The 18,676-nt window shown below is 62.2% G+C and carries 13 protein-coding genes and 2 pseudogenes; 11 read left to right on the top strand and 4 right to left on the bottom strand.

The features are described 5' to 3' along the window. Nucleotide 1: 1 nt before the first annotated feature. The 5 genes from V1288_RS15110 (at nt 2) to V1288_RS15090 (ending at nt 7,664) form a co-directional block, all read left to right on the top strand. A complete protein-coding gene (locus tag V1288_RS15110) occupies nt 2-1,015 on the top strand; it encodes a branched-chain amino acid ABC transporter permease (protein WP_334357795.1) in 1,014 nt (337 codons plus the stop codon). Nucleotides 1,016-1,304: 289 nt separating this feature from the next. Next, on the top strand, nt 1,305-2,534 hold the full coding sequence (locus V1288_RS15105) for an ABC transporter substrate-binding protein (protein ID WP_334357794.1): 1,230 nt from the start codon (nt 1,305-1,307) through the stop codon (nt 2,532-2,534). A gap of 160 nt (nt 2,535-2,694) precedes the next feature. Further along, nucleotides 2,695-3,921 carry an ABC transporter substrate-binding protein gene (locus V1288_RS15100; protein WP_334357793.1) on the top strand — a complete coding sequence of 409 codons (1,227 nt, stop codon included), beginning with the start codon at nt 2,695-2,697 and terminating at the stop codon, nt 3,919-3,921. Nucleotides 3,922-4,044: 123 nt separating this feature from the next. Beyond that, on the top strand, nt 4,045-5,334 hold the full coding sequence (locus V1288_RS15095) for a glycerate kinase type-2 family protein (protein ID WP_334357792.1): 1,290 nt from the start codon (nt 4,045-4,047) through the stop codon (nt 5,332-5,334). A 182-nt stretch (nt 5,335-5,516) separates the two neighbouring features. Then, nucleotides 5,517-7,664, top strand: a complete 2,148-nt coding sequence (locus V1288_RS15090) for a sensor domain-containing protein (protein ID WP_334357791.1) — start codon at nt 5,517-5,519, stop codon at nt 7,662-7,664. Between the two features lie 122 nt (nt 7,665-7,786). Here the strand turns inward: V1288_RS15090 and V1288_RS15085 are convergent, their stop codons facing one another. Continuing rightward, nucleotides 7,787-8,317: a MarR family winged helix-turn-helix transcriptional regulator gene (locus V1288_RS15085; RefSeq protein ID WP_334357790.1), complete on the bottom strand. Its 531-nt coding sequence runs from the start codon at nt 8,315-8,317 to the stop codon at nt 7,787-7,789. 175 nt (nt 8,318-8,492) lie between these two features. Between V1288_RS15085 and V1288_RS15080 the strand changes: the two genes are divergently transcribed. The 6 genes and pseudogenes from V1288_RS15080 to V1288_RS15060 all read left to right on the top strand — a co-directional run bounded on the left by V1288_RS15080 (nt 8,493) and on the right by V1288_RS15060 (nt 15,962). After that, nucleotides 8,493-9,533, top strand: coding sequence for a branched-chain amino acid ABC transporter permease (locus V1288_RS15080; RefSeq protein ID WP_334357789.1), 1,041 nt, complete (start codon nt 8,493-8,495; stop codon nt 9,531-9,533). 5 nt (nt 9,534-9,538) lie between these two features. Next, nucleotides 9,539-11,309, top strand: a pseudogene (locus V1288_RS15075) (branched-chain amino acid ABC transporter ATP-binding protein/permease). Next, entirely contained in the window at nt 11,306-12,037 is a 732-nt protein-coding gene (locus V1288_RS15070; RefSeq protein WP_334357788.1) for an ABC transporter ATP-binding protein, read from the top strand. The pseudogene V1288_RS15075 and the gene V1288_RS15070 overlap by 4 nt, the downstream one beginning before the upstream one ends. 188 nt (nt 12,038-12,225) lie before the next feature. After that, nucleotides 12,226-12,894, top strand: a complete 669-nt coding sequence (locus V1288_RS15065; protein ID WP_334357787.1) for a hypothetical protein — start codon at nt 12,226-12,228, stop codon at nt 12,892-12,894. 478 nt (nt 12,895-13,372) lie between these two features. Continuing rightward, nucleotides 13,373-13,549, top strand: a pseudogene (locus V1288_RS34070) (hypothetical protein); the annotation flags it as partial. A gap of 148 nt (nt 13,550-13,697) precedes the next feature. Continuing rightward, nucleotides 13,698-15,962 carry an EAL domain-containing protein gene (locus V1288_RS15060; protein WP_442893953.1) on the top strand — a complete coding sequence of 755 codons (2,265 nt, stop codon included), beginning with the start codon at nt 13,698-13,700 and terminating at the stop codon, nt 15,960-15,962. A 137-nt stretch (nt 15,963-16,099) separates the two neighbouring features. On the opposite strand, the gene V1288_RS15055 is transcribed toward V1288_RS15060, so the two are convergent. The 3 genes from V1288_RS15055 to V1288_RS15045 form a co-directional block, all read right to left on the bottom strand. Beyond that, nucleotides 16,100-17,251: an ABC transporter substrate-binding protein gene (locus V1288_RS15055; RefSeq protein ID WP_334357786.1), complete on the bottom strand. Its 1,152-nt coding sequence runs from the start codon at nt 17,249-17,251 to the stop codon at nt 16,100-16,102. 108 nt (nt 17,252-17,359) lie between these two features. Beyond that, nucleotides 17,360-17,779 carry an acyl-CoA thioesterase gene (locus V1288_RS15050; RefSeq protein WP_334357785.1) on the bottom strand — a complete coding sequence of 140 codons (420 nt, stop codon included), beginning with the start codon at nt 17,777-17,779 and terminating at the stop codon, nt 17,360-17,362. A gap of 109 nt (nt 17,780-17,888) precedes the next feature. Continuing rightward, nucleotides 17,889-18,650 (bottom strand): SDR family NAD(P)-dependent oxidoreductase, encoded by a 762-nt coding sequence (locus tag V1288_RS15045; RefSeq protein ID WP_334357784.1) that lies wholly within the window; start codon nt 18,648-18,650, stop codon nt 17,889-17,891. Between the last annotated feature and the right edge of the window lie 26 nt (nt 18,651-18,676).

Here is an 18,676-nt window from a genome sequence, read left to right as displayed (position 1 = left end):
CATGAGCGCTGTCGAAGACGTCGTCACAGAAGCACCGGCCGTCGAGGCCGTTCCGAAGCGAGCCATGACGCTGGGACTGGGCACCTCGCTGGTGGTGCTGGCCGCGCTCGTCATCGCGCCGCTGTTCGTCAAGAACTTCATCATCTTCCAGATGACGATGCTCCTGATCTACGGCCTTGCAGTTCTCGCGCTGAACATCCTGACCGGCGGAAGCGGCCAATTCTCACTGGGCCAGAGCGCGTTTTACGCGGTCGGCGCCTACACGTCGGCGATCCTGATGGAACACGTCGGCATGAACTACGCGCTGACGCTGCCGATCGCGGGGGTCATCTGCTTTGCCTTCGGCTTCGCCTTCGGCCAGCCGGCATTGCGTCTTTCCGGCGTTTATCTCGCGCTGGCGACGTTCGCGCTTGCCACCGCAATGCCGCAGTTGCTCAAGCTCGGCTTCTTCGAGCACTGGACCGGCGGCGTCCAGGGCCTGGTCGTGACCAAGCCCGATGCGCCGTTCGGCCTGCCGATGTCGCAGGACATGTGGCTGTATTATTTCACGCTCGTGATCACGATCGGAATCTATATCGCATCGGTCAACCTGCTGCGGTCGCGCTCGGGCCGCGCCTTCATGGCGATCCGCGACAACGAGATCGCAGCCTCCGCGATGGGCGTCGACGTCGCGCTGTACAAGACGCTGGCGTTCGGCGTCTCGGCCGGCATCACCGGCGTTGCCGGCGGGCTCGGCGCCATCGCGGTGCAGTTCGTGGCACCCGACGGCTACACCATAGTGCTTGCGATCTCGCTGTTCCTCGGCATGGTCGTCGGCGGCGTCGGCTGGCTGCCGGGATCGATCGTCGGTTCTGCATTCATCATCTTCGTGCCGAATATCGCGGAGGGAATCTCCAAAGGCCTCTCGGGCGCCGTATTCGGCGTGCTTCTGTTCCTCGTCATCTTCCTCGTGCCACACGGAGCCAGGCAGGTCGCGATGGTCGCCCAGCACCTCATCGGAAAACTGAAGAAGTAATCTCAGCCACCGACTTCGCGCCGATCGAGCAACTTCAGATGATGCGCTTCAAGGGTGAGAGATGGGATATGTCGGTGAGGTCATCAGCGGCGAGCCCAGCCATTAACCAATATTCCGCCGGACGGTAGTTTCCCGGAGGATCAGACTAAATATCGCCTCCCGCGACGCCGTCGCGGGGGGCTTTCTGTTGCTGGACGGGGCCGAAAGGTATTCAATATCCCCAAAGAGCCGCCAAGCGCTCCAATCAAAAAGAAGATGACACATCCATCGTGATCCCAGGGAGATCAAAATGTCCGTTATCAACTTGCGACTGGGAGCTTTTGCTGCTGCCCTCGCATTGCTTGCCGCGACCAGCAGCGGCGCATTGGCACAAAAGAAATACGACACCGGCGCCACCGACACCGAGATCAAGATCGGCAATATCATGCCCTACAGCGGGCCGGCCTCGGCCTACGGCGTGATCGGAAAAACCGAAGAGGCCTATTTCAGGAAGATCAACGCCGAGGGCGGCATCAACGGCCGCAAGATCAACTTCGTCAGCTATGACGACGCCTATAGCCCGCCGAAGACCGTGGAGCAGGCGCGCAAGCTGGTCGAGAGCGACGAAGTCCTGCTCGTCTTCAATCCGCTGGGCACTCCGCCGAATACCGCAATCCAGAAGTACCTGAACAGCAAGAAGGTGCCGCAACTGTTTGTCGCCACCGGCGCCACCAAGTGGAACGATCCGAAGGACTTCCCCTGGACCATGGGATGGCAGCCCAACTACCAGAGCGAATCCCGAATCTATGCGAAGTACATTCTGAAGAACAAGCCGGACGCCAAGATCGCCGTGCTCTATCAAAACGACGACTACGGCAAGGACTATCTGAAGGGCTTCAAGGACGGTCTCGGCGACAAGGCCGCCTCGATGATTGTCATTGAGGAAAGCTACGAGGTTTCCGAGCCGACCATCGACTCTCACATCGTCAAGATGAAGGCGACCGGCGCCGACGTCTTCTTCAACATCTCCACGCCGAAGTTTGCCGCGCAGGCGATCAAGAAGAACCAGGAGATCGGTTGGAAGCCGCTGCACTTCCTCAACGGCGTCTCTTCCTCGATCGGCAGCGTTATCAAGCCTGCGGGCTTTGAGAATTCGCAAGGCATCATCTCTTCGAACTACCTGAAGGATCCGACGGATGTCGAGTGGAAGAACGATGCCGGCATGAAGGCGTGGAACGAATTCCTGGACAAATATTACCCGGAAGCCAATCGTTCCGACATCTTCGTGATGTATGCATATACCGTGGCACAGGGCCTCGAGCATGTGTTAAGGGCGAGCGGCGACAATCTCACACGCGCCAACGTCATGAAGCAGGCCGCGAGTATCAAGAACCTCGAGCTCGGCGGCTTGCTGCCGGGCATCAAGGTCAACACGTCGGAGGCCGACTTTGCACCTATCTCGCAGGTCCAACTGATGAGGTTAAAGGGCGAGACGTGGGAACGCTTCGGCGAAATTCTCTCGGATGACGTCGGCGGCTGACGCGCCGGCTTCGCCTACCAAGCACGCAGCCCCTGCGGCTTTGCCGCAGGGGCTTTTTGTTGTGAGGCTTCCGGCAAGATGGTAAGCACGCGACGCTAAAGAGCTTCTTTCAAGGAAGCCTGACGACCAGCTTTGTTTAAATGAAAAGGGAGAGACAGAAATGTCCGCATTAAAAAAACTTGCAGTTCTTTCGACTGCGCTTGGATTGCTAGCTGCATCGTCGAGCGGCGTTCTCGCGCAGAAGAAATACGATACCGGCGCAACCGACACCGAGATCAAGATCGGCAACATCATGCCTTATAGCGGCCCTGCTTCCGCTTATGGCGTGATCGCGAAGACCGAGGATGCGTATTTCAAGAAGATCAATGCCGAGGGCGGCATCAACGGCCGCAAGATCAACTTCATCAGCTACGACGACGCCTACAGCCCGCCGAAGACGGTGGAGCAGGCGCGCAAGCTGGTCGAGAGCGATGAAGTCCTGGTTGTCTTCAATCCACTCGGCACGCCGCCAAACACCGCGATTCAGAAATACCTGAACAGCAAGAAGGTGCCGCAACTGTTCGTCGCCACCGGCGCCACCAAGTGGAACGATCCGAAGAACTTCCCGTGGACGATGGGCTGGCAGCCCAACTACCAGAGCGAAACGCAGATCTACGCCAAGTATATTCTGAAGAACAAGCCGGATGCCAAGGTCGGAATTCTCTACCAGAACGACGATTACGGTAAGGATTATCTGAAAGGCTTCAAGGACGGGCTCGGCGCCAAGGCCTCATCGATGATCGTCCTGGAGGAAAGCTACGAAGTCTCCGAACCGACCATCGATTCCCACATCGTCAAGCTGAAGGCTTCCGGCGCCGACGTGTTTATCAACATCACCACGCCGAAGTTCGCGGCGCAGGCGATCAAGAAGAATGCGGAGATCGGTTGGAATCCGCTGCACTTTCTCAACAGTGTCTCCTCTTCGATCGGCAGCGTGATCAAGCCGGCCGGCTTCGAGAACGCGCAGGGCATCATCTCGTCCAACTACCTCAAGGATACGTCTGATCCGGAGTGGAAGAACGACCCCGGCATGAAAGCCTTTGACGAATTTCTGGCCAAGTACTACCCCGAGGCCAACAGGATCGATAGCTTTGTCATGTACGGCTACACGGTCGCCCAGGGGCTCGTGCATGTGCTCAAAGCCTGCGGCGACAATCTCACCCGCGAGAACGTCATGAAGCAGGCGGCCAGCATCAAAGGTCTCGAGATCGGCAGCTTGCTGCCCGGCATCAAGGTCAACACCAGCGCTACCGACTTTGCCCCGATTTCGGCGGTCCAGCTTCATAGATTCAAAGGCGAGGCCTGGGAACGCTTCGGCGAAGTGATCGATGCCGAGGTCGGCGGCTAATCGAAAAATCCTATCGATCGATTGGTAGCCAGCAACGCCCCCGCGGCCATCCCGCGGGGGTTTTCTTTTGCGGCGATTGGAGGGATAACCTGATTTCCCGTCCCTCTTCGTCCCCGAGCAGACATGACCGACCGACGTCCCCTCTTGCGTGCGATCTTTGACGCGGCCGTGGCGGCCGCGCATCCCGACGTCGTGCTCTCGGCGCATCTGCGCCCCGTACCGAAAGGCCGCGTAATCTGCCTCGCCGCCGGCAAGGGCGCAGCCGCGATGGCGGCTGCGGCGGAGCGGCACTACCTCGATACGCTGGGGCTCGATCCCGCGCGACTGACCGGCCTTGCCACCACGCGCCACGGCCACGGCGTGCCGACGCGGCGGATCAGGGTGGTCGAGGCTGGCCACCCCGTGCCCGACGAAGCCGGGCTGAAAGCCGCCGACGAGACGCTGCGTCTCGCCGCGGAGGCAACCGCTGACGATCTGCTGCTGGTGCTGTTGTCCGGCGGCGGCTCGGCGAACTGGATCGCGCCGGCCGACGGCGTTTCGTTCGCGCAGAAGCAGCAAGTCAACCGCGCGTTGTTGCGTTCGGGCGCGCCGATCGGCGAGATGAATATCGTCCGCAAGCATCTGTCGCGGATCAAGGGCGGCCGGCTGGCCCGTGCCGGACAGCGCGCCGCCGAGATCGTGACGCTGGCGATATCCGACGTGCCGCACGATGATCCGTCCGCGATTGCATCGGGACCGACGGTGCCGGATCCGAGTACGCTGGCGGACGCCCGCGCGCTGGTGGCGAAGTACAATCTCACGGTCGACGATGCCGTCAGGCGCGCGCTCGAAGATCCCCGGAATGAGAGCTGCAAGCCCGGCGATGGCGCGTTTGCCCGCGCCCAATTCGAGATGATCGCAAAACCCAAGGCTTCGCTCGATGCAGCCATCAAGGTCGCCAAGGACGCGGGCTATGAGGTGATAGGCCTCGGTGCCGATCTCGAAGGCGAGGCGCGCGATGTTGCGGCCGATCATGCACGCCTGGCGCTGAAGGCACAGAGCGAAGGCAAGCGCATCGCGATCCTGTCGGGCGGCGAACTCACGGTGACCGTGCGCGGCAATGGCCGTGGCGGTCCCAACCAGGAATATGCGCTGGCGCTGGCGGACCTTCTGAAGGACACTTCAGGCATCGTCGCGCTGGCCGCGGACACCGACGGCGCCGACGGCGGCGCTGGCAGCGCGACCGATCCGGCCGGCGCCGTGGTCGATCAGACGACGTTTGCGAAGATGACCTCGCTCGGGCTCTCACCTGCGGCCTATCTCGCCAACAACGATGCCACCGCATTCTTTTCAGCCACCGGCGATCTCGTGCTGACGGGCCCGACGCTCACCAACGTCAACGACGTCAGGGTGATTTTGGTGGACCCCGCCTAGGTTTTCCGAGCGACCGCCGGCATCCCGTACGTGCCGTGACGGCGTTAACGCTTTGTTGAGCAAGGTTGCGAAGAACCGGCCCGCAGCCGGCCCATCTCGAAGACGCGATTCACCAGCTTGCGCCTCTAATGGCCGCTCTCCTGGAGGGGGAGGGCCGCCGATAGCGGCTGGGGAAACGCTATATGACGGATCACGGCCACATAACCGTTCCGCGGTCAGCGCATTTGAGTGCGCGCCTCGAAGAGGCGATCAACCATTTGTCGCTCGGGATCGTCGTCTTCGACGAAAACCGCGAAATCGTTTTCTGCAACGCCCGTTACAGGGAGATGTACGGGCTTTCGCCTGAACAGGTGAAGCCGGGGATCCCGACCCGTGAACTGATCCAGCATCGGCTTAAGCTCGGCCTGAAGCTGCCGGTTGCGCCCGATGATTACATCCGTGAGCGCATCGGCCGCGACATCGCGCTCGACACCACGGTGCAGGAATTCACCGACGGCCGGATCATCGCCTACACCGTCTACCCGATGCCCGGCGGCGGCGGAATGGCGACCCATGAGGACATCACCGAGCGCGAAGAGCTCAACGCCCGGCTGAAGAAACAATACGAACTCGGCAGGGAGCAGGAAGAGACGCTGCGCGTCAGGAACTTCCAGTTCGACACCGCGATCAACAATATGTCGCAGGGGCTATGCTTCTTCGATTCCGACCACCGGCTGATCGTCTGCAACGACCGCTTCGTCGAGATGTACGATATTGCGCCCGAGCGCGTCAGCCCCGGCATGTCGCTGGTCGAGATCGTCGACCTCAGGTTCGAAGCGGGCAGCTTTCCCGCCATGACGCGAGATGAATATCTGCGTTGGCGCACCAACGTGGCGGTTTCCAACGAAGCAAAAGACAGCATCGTCGAATTGATGAACGGGCGCACCTTCAAGATCCGTCACCGGCCGATGCCCGGCGGCGGCTGGGTGGCGACGCATGAGGACATCACCGAGCAGCGCCAGTCCGAGGTCAAGATCGAATACATGGCGCACCACGATGCGCTGACCGATTTGGCCAACCGGGTGCTGCTGAACGACCGGCTTGAACACGCGCTCGGCCGGGTTCAGCACGAGGAAATGGTGGCCGTCCATCATCTCGACCTCGATCAGTTCAAGGCCGTCAACGATACGTTCGGCCATCCCTGCGGCGACAAGCTGCTCAGGATCGTCGCCGAACGGCTGCGCTCCCTCGTTGGCGAGGCCGACACGATCGCGCGGATGGGAGGCGATGAATTCGTGATCGTGCAGGCCACGATCGCAGATCCCGCCGAGGCCACTTCGCTGGCGCAGGGCGTCATCGATGCGCTGAGCGAGCCCTATGACATCGACGGCCAACAGGCCGTGATCGGCGTCAGCATCGGTATTTCGGTCGGTCCCGGCGACGGATCGAATCCCGACAAATTGTTACGCAACGCCGACTTGGCGCTCTACCGCGCCAAGAGCGACGGCCGCGGCACGTTCCGTTTCTTCGAGCCCGCGATGGACCTGCAGATGCAGACCCGCCGCGTCATGGAGCAGGACCTGCGCAAGGCGCTGCCGGCCGGTGAGTTCGAGCTGCACTACCAGCCGGTCGTCAACCTGGCGAGCAAGGAAATCAGCGGCTTTGAAGCTTTGATACGCTGGAACCATCCGGCCAAGGGGTTGATCTCGCCCGCCACCTTCATCCCGCTGGCCGAGGAGATCGGCTTTATCGTCCCGATGGGCGAGTGGGTCGTCCGGCAGGCCTGCGCCACCGCGGCGCAATGGCCCGACAACCTTCACGTCGCCGTCAATATTTCGGCGATCCAGTTTCGCAGCCCCGGCCTGATGCAGGTGATCGTCGGCGCGCTCGCGGCCTCCGGTCTGGCGCCGACCCGGCTGGAGATCGAAATCACCGAGAGCGTGCTGCTCCACAGCAAGGAGGCGACGCTCGCGGTGCTGCATCAGTTACGGGCGCTCGGAATCCGGATCGCGATGGACGATTTCGGCACTGGATATTCATCGCTGACTTATTTACAGAGCTTTCCGTTCGACAAGATCAAGATCGACCGTTCGTTCGTCAAGAACATCACCGAGGATGCGAGCTCGCTCAACATCGTGCGGGCGGTTGCCGCGCTCGCCAATGGGATGGGCATGACGGCTACCGCCGAGGGCGTGGAAACCGCGGAGCAGCTCCACAGCATCGCCTCCGAAGGATGCACCGAGATGCAGGGCTTTCTGTTCTCTCGGCCGCTCCCCGCCGCCGAGATCAAGCGGCAATTCCTGTCGGGCCGCGGCCCGCGCGACCTTCAAGGCCGCATCGTCGCGGCGTGATCGGGCTGCACGGTCATTCCGGGGCGATGCGAAGCATCGAACTACGATGCGCAATTGCGCATCGGAGAATCTCGAGATTCCGGGTCTGGTCCTTCGGACCATCCCGGAATGACGGACATCAATCAAAACTCCGCGGCGATCTTCGAGAGCATTTCGAGCAGGGCGACGCGGTTGACGGGACCCAGCAATTCGTTGAGACGCGCTTCGTGCTTGCTGGCAACGAGCTTCTTGGCACGCGCCAGCACCGCTTTCCCCTTGTCAGTCAGAACCAGGATGTGGGAGCGGCGGTCGTTGGTCGAGCGCATCCGCGCGCAAAGGCCGCGGCTCTCCAGCGCATCCAGCATCGACACGAAATTCGGCCGGAGGATGCCGAGCGTGTTGGCGATTTCGGTCTGGTTGCGCCCGGGGTTGCGGTCGAGCAGCAGCAGCACCGAGAATTGCGCCGGCGTCAGTTGCAGCGGCGCGACACAGCGCAGGAAGTCCTCGAACACCTTGAGCTGGGCGCGCTTGAGCGAATAGCCGAGCAGTTCGGCCAATTCGCCCAGTTGCAGCCCGGCATTTTCAGCGGCGCCATCCGCAGCGCCGCCCGCAATTTCCTTGCCATTGCCGCGCGACGGCTTGACGGGATCGGTCGCTGCCTTGGAAACTGTCATGGCGTGAGGCTCGCACCCGAAAAAGGACCTGGCCGGCGGCCGGGGCCTTGATGTTATATTTGATAATTGTTATTGAATATATCAAATATCGGCGCCTTTCAACTGCCGAGATATCGGACGGCCGGCGGACCGCGCGAGGTCAGGACCGGCGACGCTTTTAGGGGGAGCGCCAGTCTTGAATACGACGATCATGCTGTTCCTGCTGCAGGACGGCATCACCAATGGCGCGATCTATGCGCTGCTCGGGCTGGCGCTGGTGCTGGTGTTTGCCGTCACGCGCGTGATCCTGATTCCGCAGGGCGAATTCGTCACGTTCGGCGCGCTAAGCTACGCCATGCTGGCAACCGGCCAGGTGCCGGGCACCGCAAAGCTTGCAGCCGCGATGGGCGTGGTCGCCTTCGGCCTCGACCTGTTCGACGCACGGCGATCGCTGCGGGTCAAGCGGCTGTTGCGCGCCTTTGCGTTCAACATCGTGCTGCCCGCCGTCATCCTGGCCCTGACCTATGGCCTTGCCGGGCCCAAGACGCCGATCGCGGTCAACATCGCGCTGTCGCTTTTGATCGTCTCGGCGATCGGGCTGTTCCTCTACCGCATCGCGTTTCAGCCGATCGCCCATACCTCGGTGCTGGTGCTGCTGATCGCGTCCGTCGGCTGCCATCTCGCCTTGCAGGGCTTGGGCCTGGTGTTCTTTGGCGCCGAAGGCCTGCGCGGGCCGGCGCTGTCGAATACCGCGCTCACGATCGGCCCGTTGCGCTTCACCGGCCAGAGCCTCGCGGTCTACGGGCTGACGATCGCCTTCATCATCGCACTGTGGCTGTTCTTCGGCTTCACGCTGATGGGCAAGGCGCTGCGCGCCACAGCGGTCAACCGGCTCGGGGCTCGCCTCGTCGGCATCCGCACCACGCTGTCGGGACAGATCGCCTTCCTGCTGGCCTCCCTGATCGGCGCGATTTCAGGCATCCTGATCGTGCCGATCACCACGCTCTATTACGACACCGGATTCCTGATCGGCCTGAAAGGCTTTATCGCCGCGATCATCGGCGGGCTCGTCAGCTATCCGCTGACCGCAGTGGCGGCGTTGATCGTCGGCAGCGTCGAGGCGTTCTCCTCGTTCTACGCCAGCAATTACAAGGAGGTCATCGTCTTTACGCTGATCCTTCCCGTGCTGGTGCTGCGCTCACTCGCAGCGCCCGCGGTCGAGGAAGAGAAGGACTGACGGAGATGAATCAGCGAACCCCTCTCATCGTCTTCGCAGCTATCATGGCGGCGATCCCGTTCATTCCGGGTGTCCCGCCATTCTGGATCGTGCTGCTCAACAATATCGGCCTCGCCGCGCTGGTGGCGATGGGACTGGTACTTTTGACCGGCGTCGGCGGGCCTCACCTCGTTCGGCCAGGCCGCTTTCTGCGGCTTCGGCGCCTATACCACGGCGGTTCTGACGACTGCCTACGGTTTTTCGCCGTGGCTGACGCTGCCGCTCTCGCTGCTGGTCAGCGGCGTTGCCGCCGTCCTGCTCGGCATCGTCACGGTGCGGCTGTCCGGCCACTATCTGCCGCTTGGCACTATCGCCTGGGGCATCGGTCTATTCTATCTGTTCAGCAAGCTGGAATTCCTCGGCCGCAACGATGGCATCTCCGGCATCCCGCCGCTCTCGATCGGCAGCTTCCGGATGCTCGATCCCGGCACGATCTATTTCGCGATCTGGATCGGAGTACTGATCTCGGCATTGCTGACCATGAACCTGCTGGATTCCCGCACCGGCCGCGCGATCCGTGCGCTACGGCGCGGGCATATCGCCGGCGAAGCATTCGGCGTGCAGACGCCGCGCGCCAAGCTTCTGGTGTTCATCTATGCGGCGGTTCTCGCGGGCCTGTCCGGCTGGCTCTATGCGCATTTCCAGCGCGCCGCCAATCCGACGCCGTTCGGCGCGCAGGCCGGCATCGAATATCTGTTCATCGCGGTGGTCGGCGGCGCCGGCCATGTCTGGGGCGCGGTGCTCGGCGCCGGCATCGTCGTGATCCTCAAAGAAATCCTGCAGAGCTATCTGCCGCTGGTGTTCGGCGGCCAGAGCCAGCTCGAAACAATCGTGTTCGGCATCCTGCTCGTCGTGCTGCTGCAGTTGGCGCCGACCGGTGTCTGGCCATGGCTGATGGCAAGGTTACCGCTCAAGCCCGGCCGCAAGGCGCCCGATGCGTCGCTTCCCCTCGCCAAGCGCGAGCGCGCGCCGGCTTCTGCCGCCGCGCTGCTGCAGATCGAGAAAGCGCGCAAGCAGTTCGGCGGCGTGATCGCCGTCAACGACGTCTCGTTCGACGTGCAGGCCCGCGAGATCGTCGCCCTGATTGGGCCCAACGGCGCCGGCAAGAGCACGACCTTCAACCTGATCACGGGCGTCCTGACCACGACCGGTGGCACCATCTCGGTGCTCGGCAACAAGGTCGACAATGCTCCTCCGCAGGAAGTGGTAAAACTCGGCGTCGCCCGCACCTTCCAGCACGTCAAGCTGGTGCCCGACATGACCGTGCTGGAGAACGTCGCGATCGGCGCGCATCTGCGCGGGTCTTCCGGCGCGATATCAAGCATGTTCCGGCTCGACCGCGCCGACGAGGCGAAACTGCTGGCGGAAGCCGCGCGCCAGATCGAACGCGTCGGCCTCGGCGACCAGATCGACCAGCTGGCGGGAAGCCTGTCGCTGGGCCAGCAGCGCATCGTCGAGATTGCACGCGCGCTGTGCGTCGACCCGCTGCTGCTGCTGCTCGACGAGCCGGCCGCCGGCCTGCGCCACATGGAAAAGCAGCGGCTCGCGGCCCTCCTCCGTCAATTGCGCGACGGCGGCATGTCGGTGCTGCTGGTCGAGCACGACATGGGATTCGTCATGGATCTTGCCGACCGCGTCGTGGTGCTCGATTTCGGCACCAAGATCGCCGAGGGCACCCCGGCTGCGATCAAGACCAATCCCGATGTGATCAAGGCCTATCTCGGAGCTACTGCATGAGTGCGCTGTTATCGGTCTCCGACGCGCATGTCTCCTACGGCAAGGTCGAAGCCGTGCGCTCGGTTTCGGTGGACGTCGCCGACAACGAGATCGTCACCATCATCGGCGCCAACGGCGCCGGCAAGACCACGCTGCTGAACGCCATCATGGGCGTGCTGCCACTCAGGGGCGCCACCGCCTTTGCAGGCTTGGACATGGCCGCGCTCGACATCGAGGACCGCGTCGCGGCGGGCCTGTGCCTGGTGCCCGAGCACCGCGAATTGTTCGGCACCATGAATGTCGAGGACAATCTGGAGCTCGGCGCCTTCCGGATTCCGAAGACAACGGCAGCAAAATCGTTCGAGCGGGTCTACGCGCTGTTTCCGCGGCTGAAGGAACGGCGCAAGCAACTGGCCGGCACGCTCTCGGGCGGCGAGCAGCAGATGCTGGCGATGGGCCGCGCCCTGATGGGCGCGCCAAAACTGTTGATGCTCGACGAACCGAGCCTCGGGCTGGCCCCGATCATCGTCGCCGACATCTTCCGCACCATTGGCGAACTGCGCGCCGCCGGCGTGTCGGTGCTGCTGGTCGAGCAGAACGCGCAAGCCGCCCTGCAGATCGCCGACCGCGCCTATGTCATGGAACTCGGCGAATTCATCCTGAGCGGATCGGCCAAGGATATCGCCAGCAACCAACGCGTCGCGGCGAGCTATCTCGGCTTCCAGCACGAGGGCGCGAGCGGCATTTAGGGGGACGGCCCCATAAGTTCAGAGTGGTTGGTGGTAGGTTCAGAGTGGTTGGTGGACGTCTACCCTGATGCGCCTTCCGGACTTAGGTTGGATGCGTTGCGTGACCCGTCAAGCCGGCCGGGCGAGTCCATTGCGCTTTCATATTAAAAAACGCAGATTAAACTGGATTATGGCTTGGGGATATTTTCATGCGCATCTGTTGGCGGGTTGCCGCCGTCGCGTTCATGTCCTTTTCGGTTAGCTCAGTCGCAGTTTTTGCTGACGAGACCGGTCGGCACCGTCCTGAGATCGACATGTTCGCGTCAATGAGCGGCAAGTGCAGCACGCTGAAAATTGCGGAGCGCGCCTTTTCATGTACCACCGTGGCCTTTTCCCACAGTCCTGGGGGCCGATCCGGTTTCACCATCCCTTTGAACGATCCGGACGACGATAGTCACATCGTTACGTTTTCAGGTGAGAAAAGTAAGAGAGAGCAGGAAAACCTATACGAGCTATCGATCGACCGAATGCTGTTGAAATCAAAGGACAGGCCAAAGGTCGACGGTTTGCCGACGCCGTCCGTCGAGTTGTCGACTGGAACGTGCAAGCAGATCGGGAATTTTGCTGCACAGCAGGTATCCAGCATCTCCTGTAATGCCGCCGACGGAAATGGACGGAAATACGAATTCCAGTTCGTGTCGGATGGATCGCCGATCAAGGTGAGGATGATAAGGGTAGCCGATTCAGTTGTTGAGGACGAGCGTACCAGGACACTCGCCGCGCACGTGGAACAGCTCAAATGCCGGCAGCAGGCTGTTCACGAGGGTGTTTTGCCCAGAGACCGCACAGCCTTCATTCTTAAATGTATGGAGGACTAGCGGATGCGATTATCGCCAACGCGTTGGGCTTTGTTGGGTTTGGCAGTGCTCTTGTCGGCTGTCTACTTTCTCAATCGCGGCATCTTGGTGGGATCTGAGATAATAGCTGCACGACTAAGTGCCGATTATCCGGTGCCATTCTACAAGAAGCACTGCCGCTATCTGTTCTTCAACGGTGTCCAGCAGGTGTGGACAAGCTCCGAATCGACCCGGGAAGAAGCGGAGAAAAGTTCTTGTGCTCCGCTGAAAGGCGAACCGGTCATTCACCGGCGGCGTAAGTCGACCGAATCTTGATGGCTGCAGCGGTGGACTTAAATTGCTGTTTTACGAGATATCCGCTTCGGTTCATTCTCAACGAAATCTTAAGCATGATATGAGTTCCGCCGGTTCCGCGTGAGGTGCACAACTTCCCGAACACACGCGGGCTCCTAACCTTGCGGTACTGCAGTCACTTTCCGTCCGACGCCGGGCGTCGACGATGGCTGCCGGGTTACAAGGTCAGACGATGCATGCCTCCGATTGCCCTGCGGTCGACACGACAGAATTCCTGCTGGCGGCGCTTGAGCGGGCGAGCGAGGCGGTCGTCATCATCGACGGCGAGCTACGTGTAAGCCATTTCAACGCTGCGGCGGAATCGATCTGGGGCGTCGCCCGCGAGGACATTCTTGGTCTCGATGCGAGCTGTCTCGGGCTCACCGACCTCCAGCCGAGCTCCGAAATCACCATCCGGCGCGCCGATGGCAGCCGGCTTCGGGCGTCCGTATCGGCCTTGCTGCGTCGAGATCGGCGGTCGAAGCAGCTACATGGTCTTTGTTCGCGACATAACCGCCGAGGTCGAACGGCGCGAGCAGATCGCGCTCTTGAACCTGGTGGCCGACAAGACCACCCGCGCCGTCGTCGTCACCGATCGCAACCTGCGTGTCGTCTATACCAACGCGGCGTTCTCCGGCATGTTCGGATACGCGGCTGAGGAAGCGCAGGGACGGCAGGCCAACCAGTTGCTCGCCGGGCGATTTACCGACCGCGCTCAGGCTGCGCCGCCGGATCTGCGATGGACGCGGCGACGGGGAGGAAGTCCTCGTCTACGACGGCGACGAGATCTGGCTCTCGGCCACGGTCAAGGCGTTCCGCAACGGTCGCGGGCGCATCAAATATGTGTTCGCGCTGCTGAGCGATATCAGCGAGAGCAAGCAGCTAAGGTCGCTGCAGCAACTGATCATGGCGGCCCTCGCCGACGAACTTCCGATCACCGAGATTTCCGACCAGCTTTGCCGGCGCGTCGAAGCCATTGCACCGATGTCGTCGCTTTGGTGCTGCATGTCGATTCCGACGGGCTGGTGCACCCGCTCGGCGGACCCAGCCTGCCTGACGACTATTCCAGCGCGCTCGAGGGCATCGCCATCGGTCCCGACGTCGGCTCGTGCGGGTCGGCGGCGTATTACGGCAAGGCCGTATTGGCCGAAGATCTCGATACCGATCCGCGCTGGCAGCCGTACAAGCAGCGGCCGCTCGAGGTCGGCCTGAAGGCCTGCTGGTCGACGCCGATCAAGGCCAAGGACGGCCGCGTGATCGGAACCTTCGCCTTCTATTTCAGGGAATGCCGCGCACCGAGCCGCTGGCATCAGCGGATCGTCGACGCCTGCGTTCACCTCGGTGCGCTGGCGATCGAGCGCAAGGAGGCGCGGACCCAGATCGCCCGGCTCGCCTACCACGACATGCTGACCGGGCTGCCGAACCGCGCGCAGTTGCGTGAGCTGATCAACCAGGCCATCGAAGACTGCCCGGCGGAGAAGCAGCTCGCGTTGGTGTTCCTCGACCTCGATCACTTCAAGGACGTCAACGACACCCTCGGACATTCGGCGGGCGATGCGCTGCTGGTCGAGTTCACAAAACGGCTGCGCGCCCGCATCCAGCCGTCCGACCTGCTCGGACGCCTGAGCGGCGACGAATTCGTCATCGCGCTGCCGAATTGCGATCCGGCGCGCGCCTCGCTGGTCGCCTCCAACATCACCGAAGCGCTGACATCGCCGCTATGGATCGACAACAGGCAGGTGCCGATTTCCGCCAGCATGGGCATCAGCATCTATCCCGACAACGCCACCGATATCGATACGCTGATACAGCAGGCCGATGCGGCGATGTACAAAGCCAAGCAGGCGGGCCGCTCCACCCACCGCTTTTTCAGCGCCGACATGAACCGGCTCGCCGAGCAGCGGCTCGTCTTCAGCGCGGCGCTCCGCCGGGCCATCGCAAATGACGGGTTGAAGCTGGTCTATCAACCGCAAACCCGAACCGTCGACGGTGCCCTCTACGGCGTCGAAGCGCTGTCGCGCTGGCGCGATCCCGAGCTCGGCGATGTCCCGCCTTCGAAATTCATCCCGTTGGCCGAGGAAGTCGGCCTGATCGAGCAGATCGGTCTATGGTCGATCCGCGAGGCATGCCGGCAAATGGCGGCGTGGCGCCGTGCCGGGCTCGACGTCCCCTGCGTGGCGGTCAACCTGTCGCCGCTCAACTTCCAGAATGCGAAGCTTGCCGCAATGGTGGCGGAGACCATCGCGGCAAACGGCCTTCCGCCCCAGACATTGATGCTCGAGATCACCGAAGGCGTGCTTGTGAACGAGCGTTCGGCCGCGATCGACACCATGAATGCGATACGAAAGCTCGGTGTCGGCCTGTCGCTGGACGATTTCGGGACTGGCTATTCGAGTCTGAGCCGGCTGGCGCATTTGCCGATCCGCGAATTGAAGATCGATCGCAGCTTCATGCGCAACATCGAGCGCGACGCCAGCGCGCTCGCGATTGCGACCGCCGTCGTCCGTGTCGGCCAGAGCTTGAAAATGGCCGTCGTCGCCGAGGGCGTCGAAACCGAGGGACAACGCAAGCTATTGGCCGAACTCGGCTGCGACGTCGTGCAGGGATATCTCTGCGCGCCTGCGATGTCGCCCGAAGCGTTCGAGCGTTGGCTGATCGACCATGTCGCCGAACAGGCACGGGTGATGCGCAGGAGCGTCGAGGAGGCCCGTTTGACGCCGACGCCGTCATTGCTGATCGCGTCCACGGGTGGATAGAAGCTGAAGCTGATTCCGCAAAAAGTAGGGCGGGCAAAGGCGCACTTGCGCCGTGCCCACCATCTTTCATGTTTGCCGCTCTAGGGTGGGCACGCTACGCTTTGCCCACCCTACAGACTATTTATAGGCTGAGATTCTCACTTCGCCGGGACGTACTTTCCGTCTTTCACGGTCAGGATGATGCGCGAGCGGTCGTCGAGGCCGTAGCGGTCTTTTTCGGTGAAGTTGTAGACGCCCTGGCTGGCCGCGATTTCCTTTTCGGACATCAGCGCCAGACGGATCGCTTCGCGGAATTCCGGCGTTCCGGGCTTGGCCGTCTTCAGCGCCACCGGCACCACGCGCTTCAACACTTCGAAGGCGTCGTAGGAATGGCCGGCGAACTGGCTGCGGCTGTTGGCGCCATACTTGGCTTCATAGGCGGTGTTGAGCGCCAGCCCCGGCTTCTTGGTCAGCGCGGTGTCGGGTTGCGTCTCCGGCGACATCACCGGACCCGACGCCATGATCACGCCTTCGGCCGCCGCACCGGCGATACGTATGAAGTCCATGCTGGCGGCACCGTGGGTCTGGTAGATCAGGCCCTTGTAGCCGCGCTCGCGCAGCGTGGTCTGCGGCAGCGCCGCGGCGGTGCCGGAGGCGCCGACCAGGATCGCATCGGGATTGGCGGCGAGGAGCTTCAGCACCTGGCCTGCGACCGAGGTGTCTGGGCGCGCAAAACGTTCTTCGGTTGCAAGCGTCATTCCCATCGGGATCGCCTGGGCCTTGAAGTCGTTGAACCAGAGATCGCCGTAGGAATCAGAGTAGCCGATATAGCCCACCGACTTGATGCCGTGCGCCTTCATGTGCTCGTAGAGCACCTTGCCCATGATCGGGATCGGCTGCGGCATGGCGACCGACCACTTGATGCGCGCTTCGTTGATCGGGAACGGTGCGAGACCGATATGCGGAATGCCCGCCTCATTCGCCACCGTCGCGACCGCGACCGTCGAAGGCGTCGTCGAGGAGCCCATGATGATGTCGGCCTTGGACTCGGTGACGAAGCGCCGCGTGTTGGTCGTCGCCGTGGTCGGATCGCCGCCGTCGTCGAGCGTGATGATCTTGATCGGCACGCCGCCGATTTCCTTCGGCACAAAATCGAGCGAGTTGCGCTCGGGAATGCCGAGCGCCGCTGCAGGGCCGGTGGTGGTGATGGAAATGCCGACCGTGATCTCGTTGGTTTGCGCCGTCGCCGGCAGGCCCGTCAGAGCAAGCGCCACCGCGACGGAAGCAGCGGACAGAAAAGCCTTCTTCATTCATTCCTCCCTGGATTATCTATTTATCGCTTTAAGCAAAATCTCGTGGGCTATTCAGCCCCTTCTTTAGGTCATGCGGGGGACTGAGTCAGCCCCGATGAGGCCGAGTCAGCCCCGCATGAATCGCTCGATGATCTCCGTCGGCATCGGCGCCGATTTCAGCCTTGCCGGATCGTCCGGATGCTTGCCGACCAGCACACGGGTCTCGAACGCCTCAATCGCCAGTGCCTCGCCCTTGAATACGTTGTGGATCACCTCGAAGGAAGATCGCTTGAAGCTCTCGATCCGGCTTTCGATTCTGATCCAGTCGCCATGGGTCGAAGGAATGTGGAATTTTGCCCGCGTGTCCACCATGGGGATGCCGACCAGGCCATATTTGTGGATGAGGTCCTGCTTCGAATAACCGGCCGCTTCGAACATGATCGACGTCGAATCGTCGAACATCGCGAAATAGCGCGGGTAGTAAACGATGTTGGCGGGGTCGCAGTCGCCCCACTGGATCTGTACGTCGCGCCGGTTGATAAACATCGGATATCCCTCGATCACGGTGCGCTTCAGTAGAAGCGCATCATGATCTCATTCCTTGTTGGAGCACGACCTTCTTGGAAAACCGCTTCGCACTTTTCCGGATCATGCTCTAGCGCGGCGCCATGCGAAGCGCGGCATCGAGCCGCACCACTTCGCCGTTCAGATAAGGGTTGTCGATCATGTGCAGTGCGAGCGAGGCAAACTCATCGGCCTGACCGAGCCGGCGCGGGAACGGGATCGAAGCGGCAAGCGAGTCCTGCGCTTCCTGCGGCAAATTGGCGAGCAGCGGCGTCAGGAACAGGCCCGGCGCGATCGTCAGCACGCGAATGCCAAACTGCGCCAATTCGCGTGCGATCGGCAGCGTCATGGCGACGATGCCGCCCTTGGAAGCCGAATAGGCGGACTGGCCGATCTGGCCGTCATAGGCCGCGACCGAGGCGGTTGAAATCACCACGCCACGTTCGCCGGTCGCAAGCGGCTCCAGTTTCGACATCGGGGCCGTCGCCAGTCGCAGCATGTTGAACGAGCCGATCAAATTGACCTTGATCACCTTGTCGAAATCGCCGAGCGCCATCGGCCCGTCCTTGCCGATCACCCGCTTGGCGACGCCGATGCCGGCGCAGTTGACCAGCACGCGCGCCGGCCCATGGGCCGCCGCGGCCTTGGCGATCGCGGCCTCCGCCGAGGCAGCGTCGGACACGTCGCAGATCACGGCGACGCCGCCGATCTCGGCCGCGACGGCTTCAGCAAGGTTGGCGTTGAGATCGCAGATCGCGACCTTGGCGCCCTGTGCCGCGAGCCGGCGCGCGGTCGCTGCGCCCAATCCCGACGCGCCGCCCGTGACGATGGCGGCCTGGTCCTTCAACTGCATGGTGCTCTCCCTGACAAACTCTTGTG

The organism is Bradyrhizobium sp. AZCC 2176 (genome assembly GCF_036924645.1).
Classification (GTDB): Bacteria; Pseudomonadota; Alphaproteobacteria; order Rhizobiales; family Xanthobacteraceae; genus Bradyrhizobium.
The sequence above is the reverse complement of the archived record's forward strand: the minus strand, read 5'-3'. Positions and strand labels throughout refer to the sequence as shown.

Bases quoted from the DNA above. Each gene is read 5' to 3' on its own strand.
- V1288_RS15110 (WP_334357795.1), top strand. From the start codon at position 2: ATGAGCGCTGTCGAAGACGTCGTCACAGAAGCACCGGCCGTCGAGGCC.
- V1288_RS15105 (WP_334357794.1), top strand. From the start codon at position 1,305: ATGTCCGTTATCAACTTGCGACTGGGAGCTTTTGCTGCTGCCCTCGCA.
- V1288_RS15100 (WP_334357793.1), top strand. From the start codon at position 2,695: ATGTCCGCATTAAAAAAACTTGCAGTTCTTTCGACTGCGCTTGGATTG.
- V1288_RS15095 (WP_334357792.1), top strand. From the start codon at position 4,045: ATGACCGACCGACGTCCCCTCTTGCGTGCGATCTTTGACGCGGCCGTG.
- V1288_RS15090 (WP_334357791.1), top strand. From the start codon at position 5,517: ATGACGGATCACGGCCACATAACCGTTCCGCGGTCAGCGCATTTGAGT.
- V1288_RS15085 (WP_334357790.1), bottom strand. From the start codon at position 8,317: ATGACAGTTTCCAAGGCAGCGACCGATCCCGTCAAGCCGTCGCGCGGC.
- V1288_RS15070 (WP_334357788.1), top strand. From the start codon at position 11,306: ATGAGTGCGCTGTTATCGGTCTCCGACGCGCATGTCTCCTACGGCAAG.
- V1288_RS15065 (WP_334357787.1), top strand. From the start codon at position 12,226: ATGCGCATCTGTTGGCGGGTTGCCGCCGTCGCGTTCATGTCCTTTTCG.
- V1288_RS15060 (WP_442893953.1), top strand. From the start codon at position 13,698: ATGGTCTTTGTTCGCGACATAACCGCCGAGGTCGAACGGCGCGAGCAG.
- V1288_RS15055 (WP_334357786.1), bottom strand. From the start codon at position 17,251: ATGAAGAAGGCTTTTCTGTCCGCTGCTTCCGTCGCGGTGGCGCTTGCT.
- V1288_RS15050 (WP_334357785.1), bottom strand. From the start codon at position 17,779: ATGTTTATCAACCGGCGCGACGTACAGATCCAGTGGGGCGACTGCGAC.
- V1288_RS15045 (WP_334357784.1), bottom strand. From the start codon at position 18,650: ATGCAGTTGAAGGACCAGGCCGCCATCGTCACGGGCGGCGCGTCGGGA.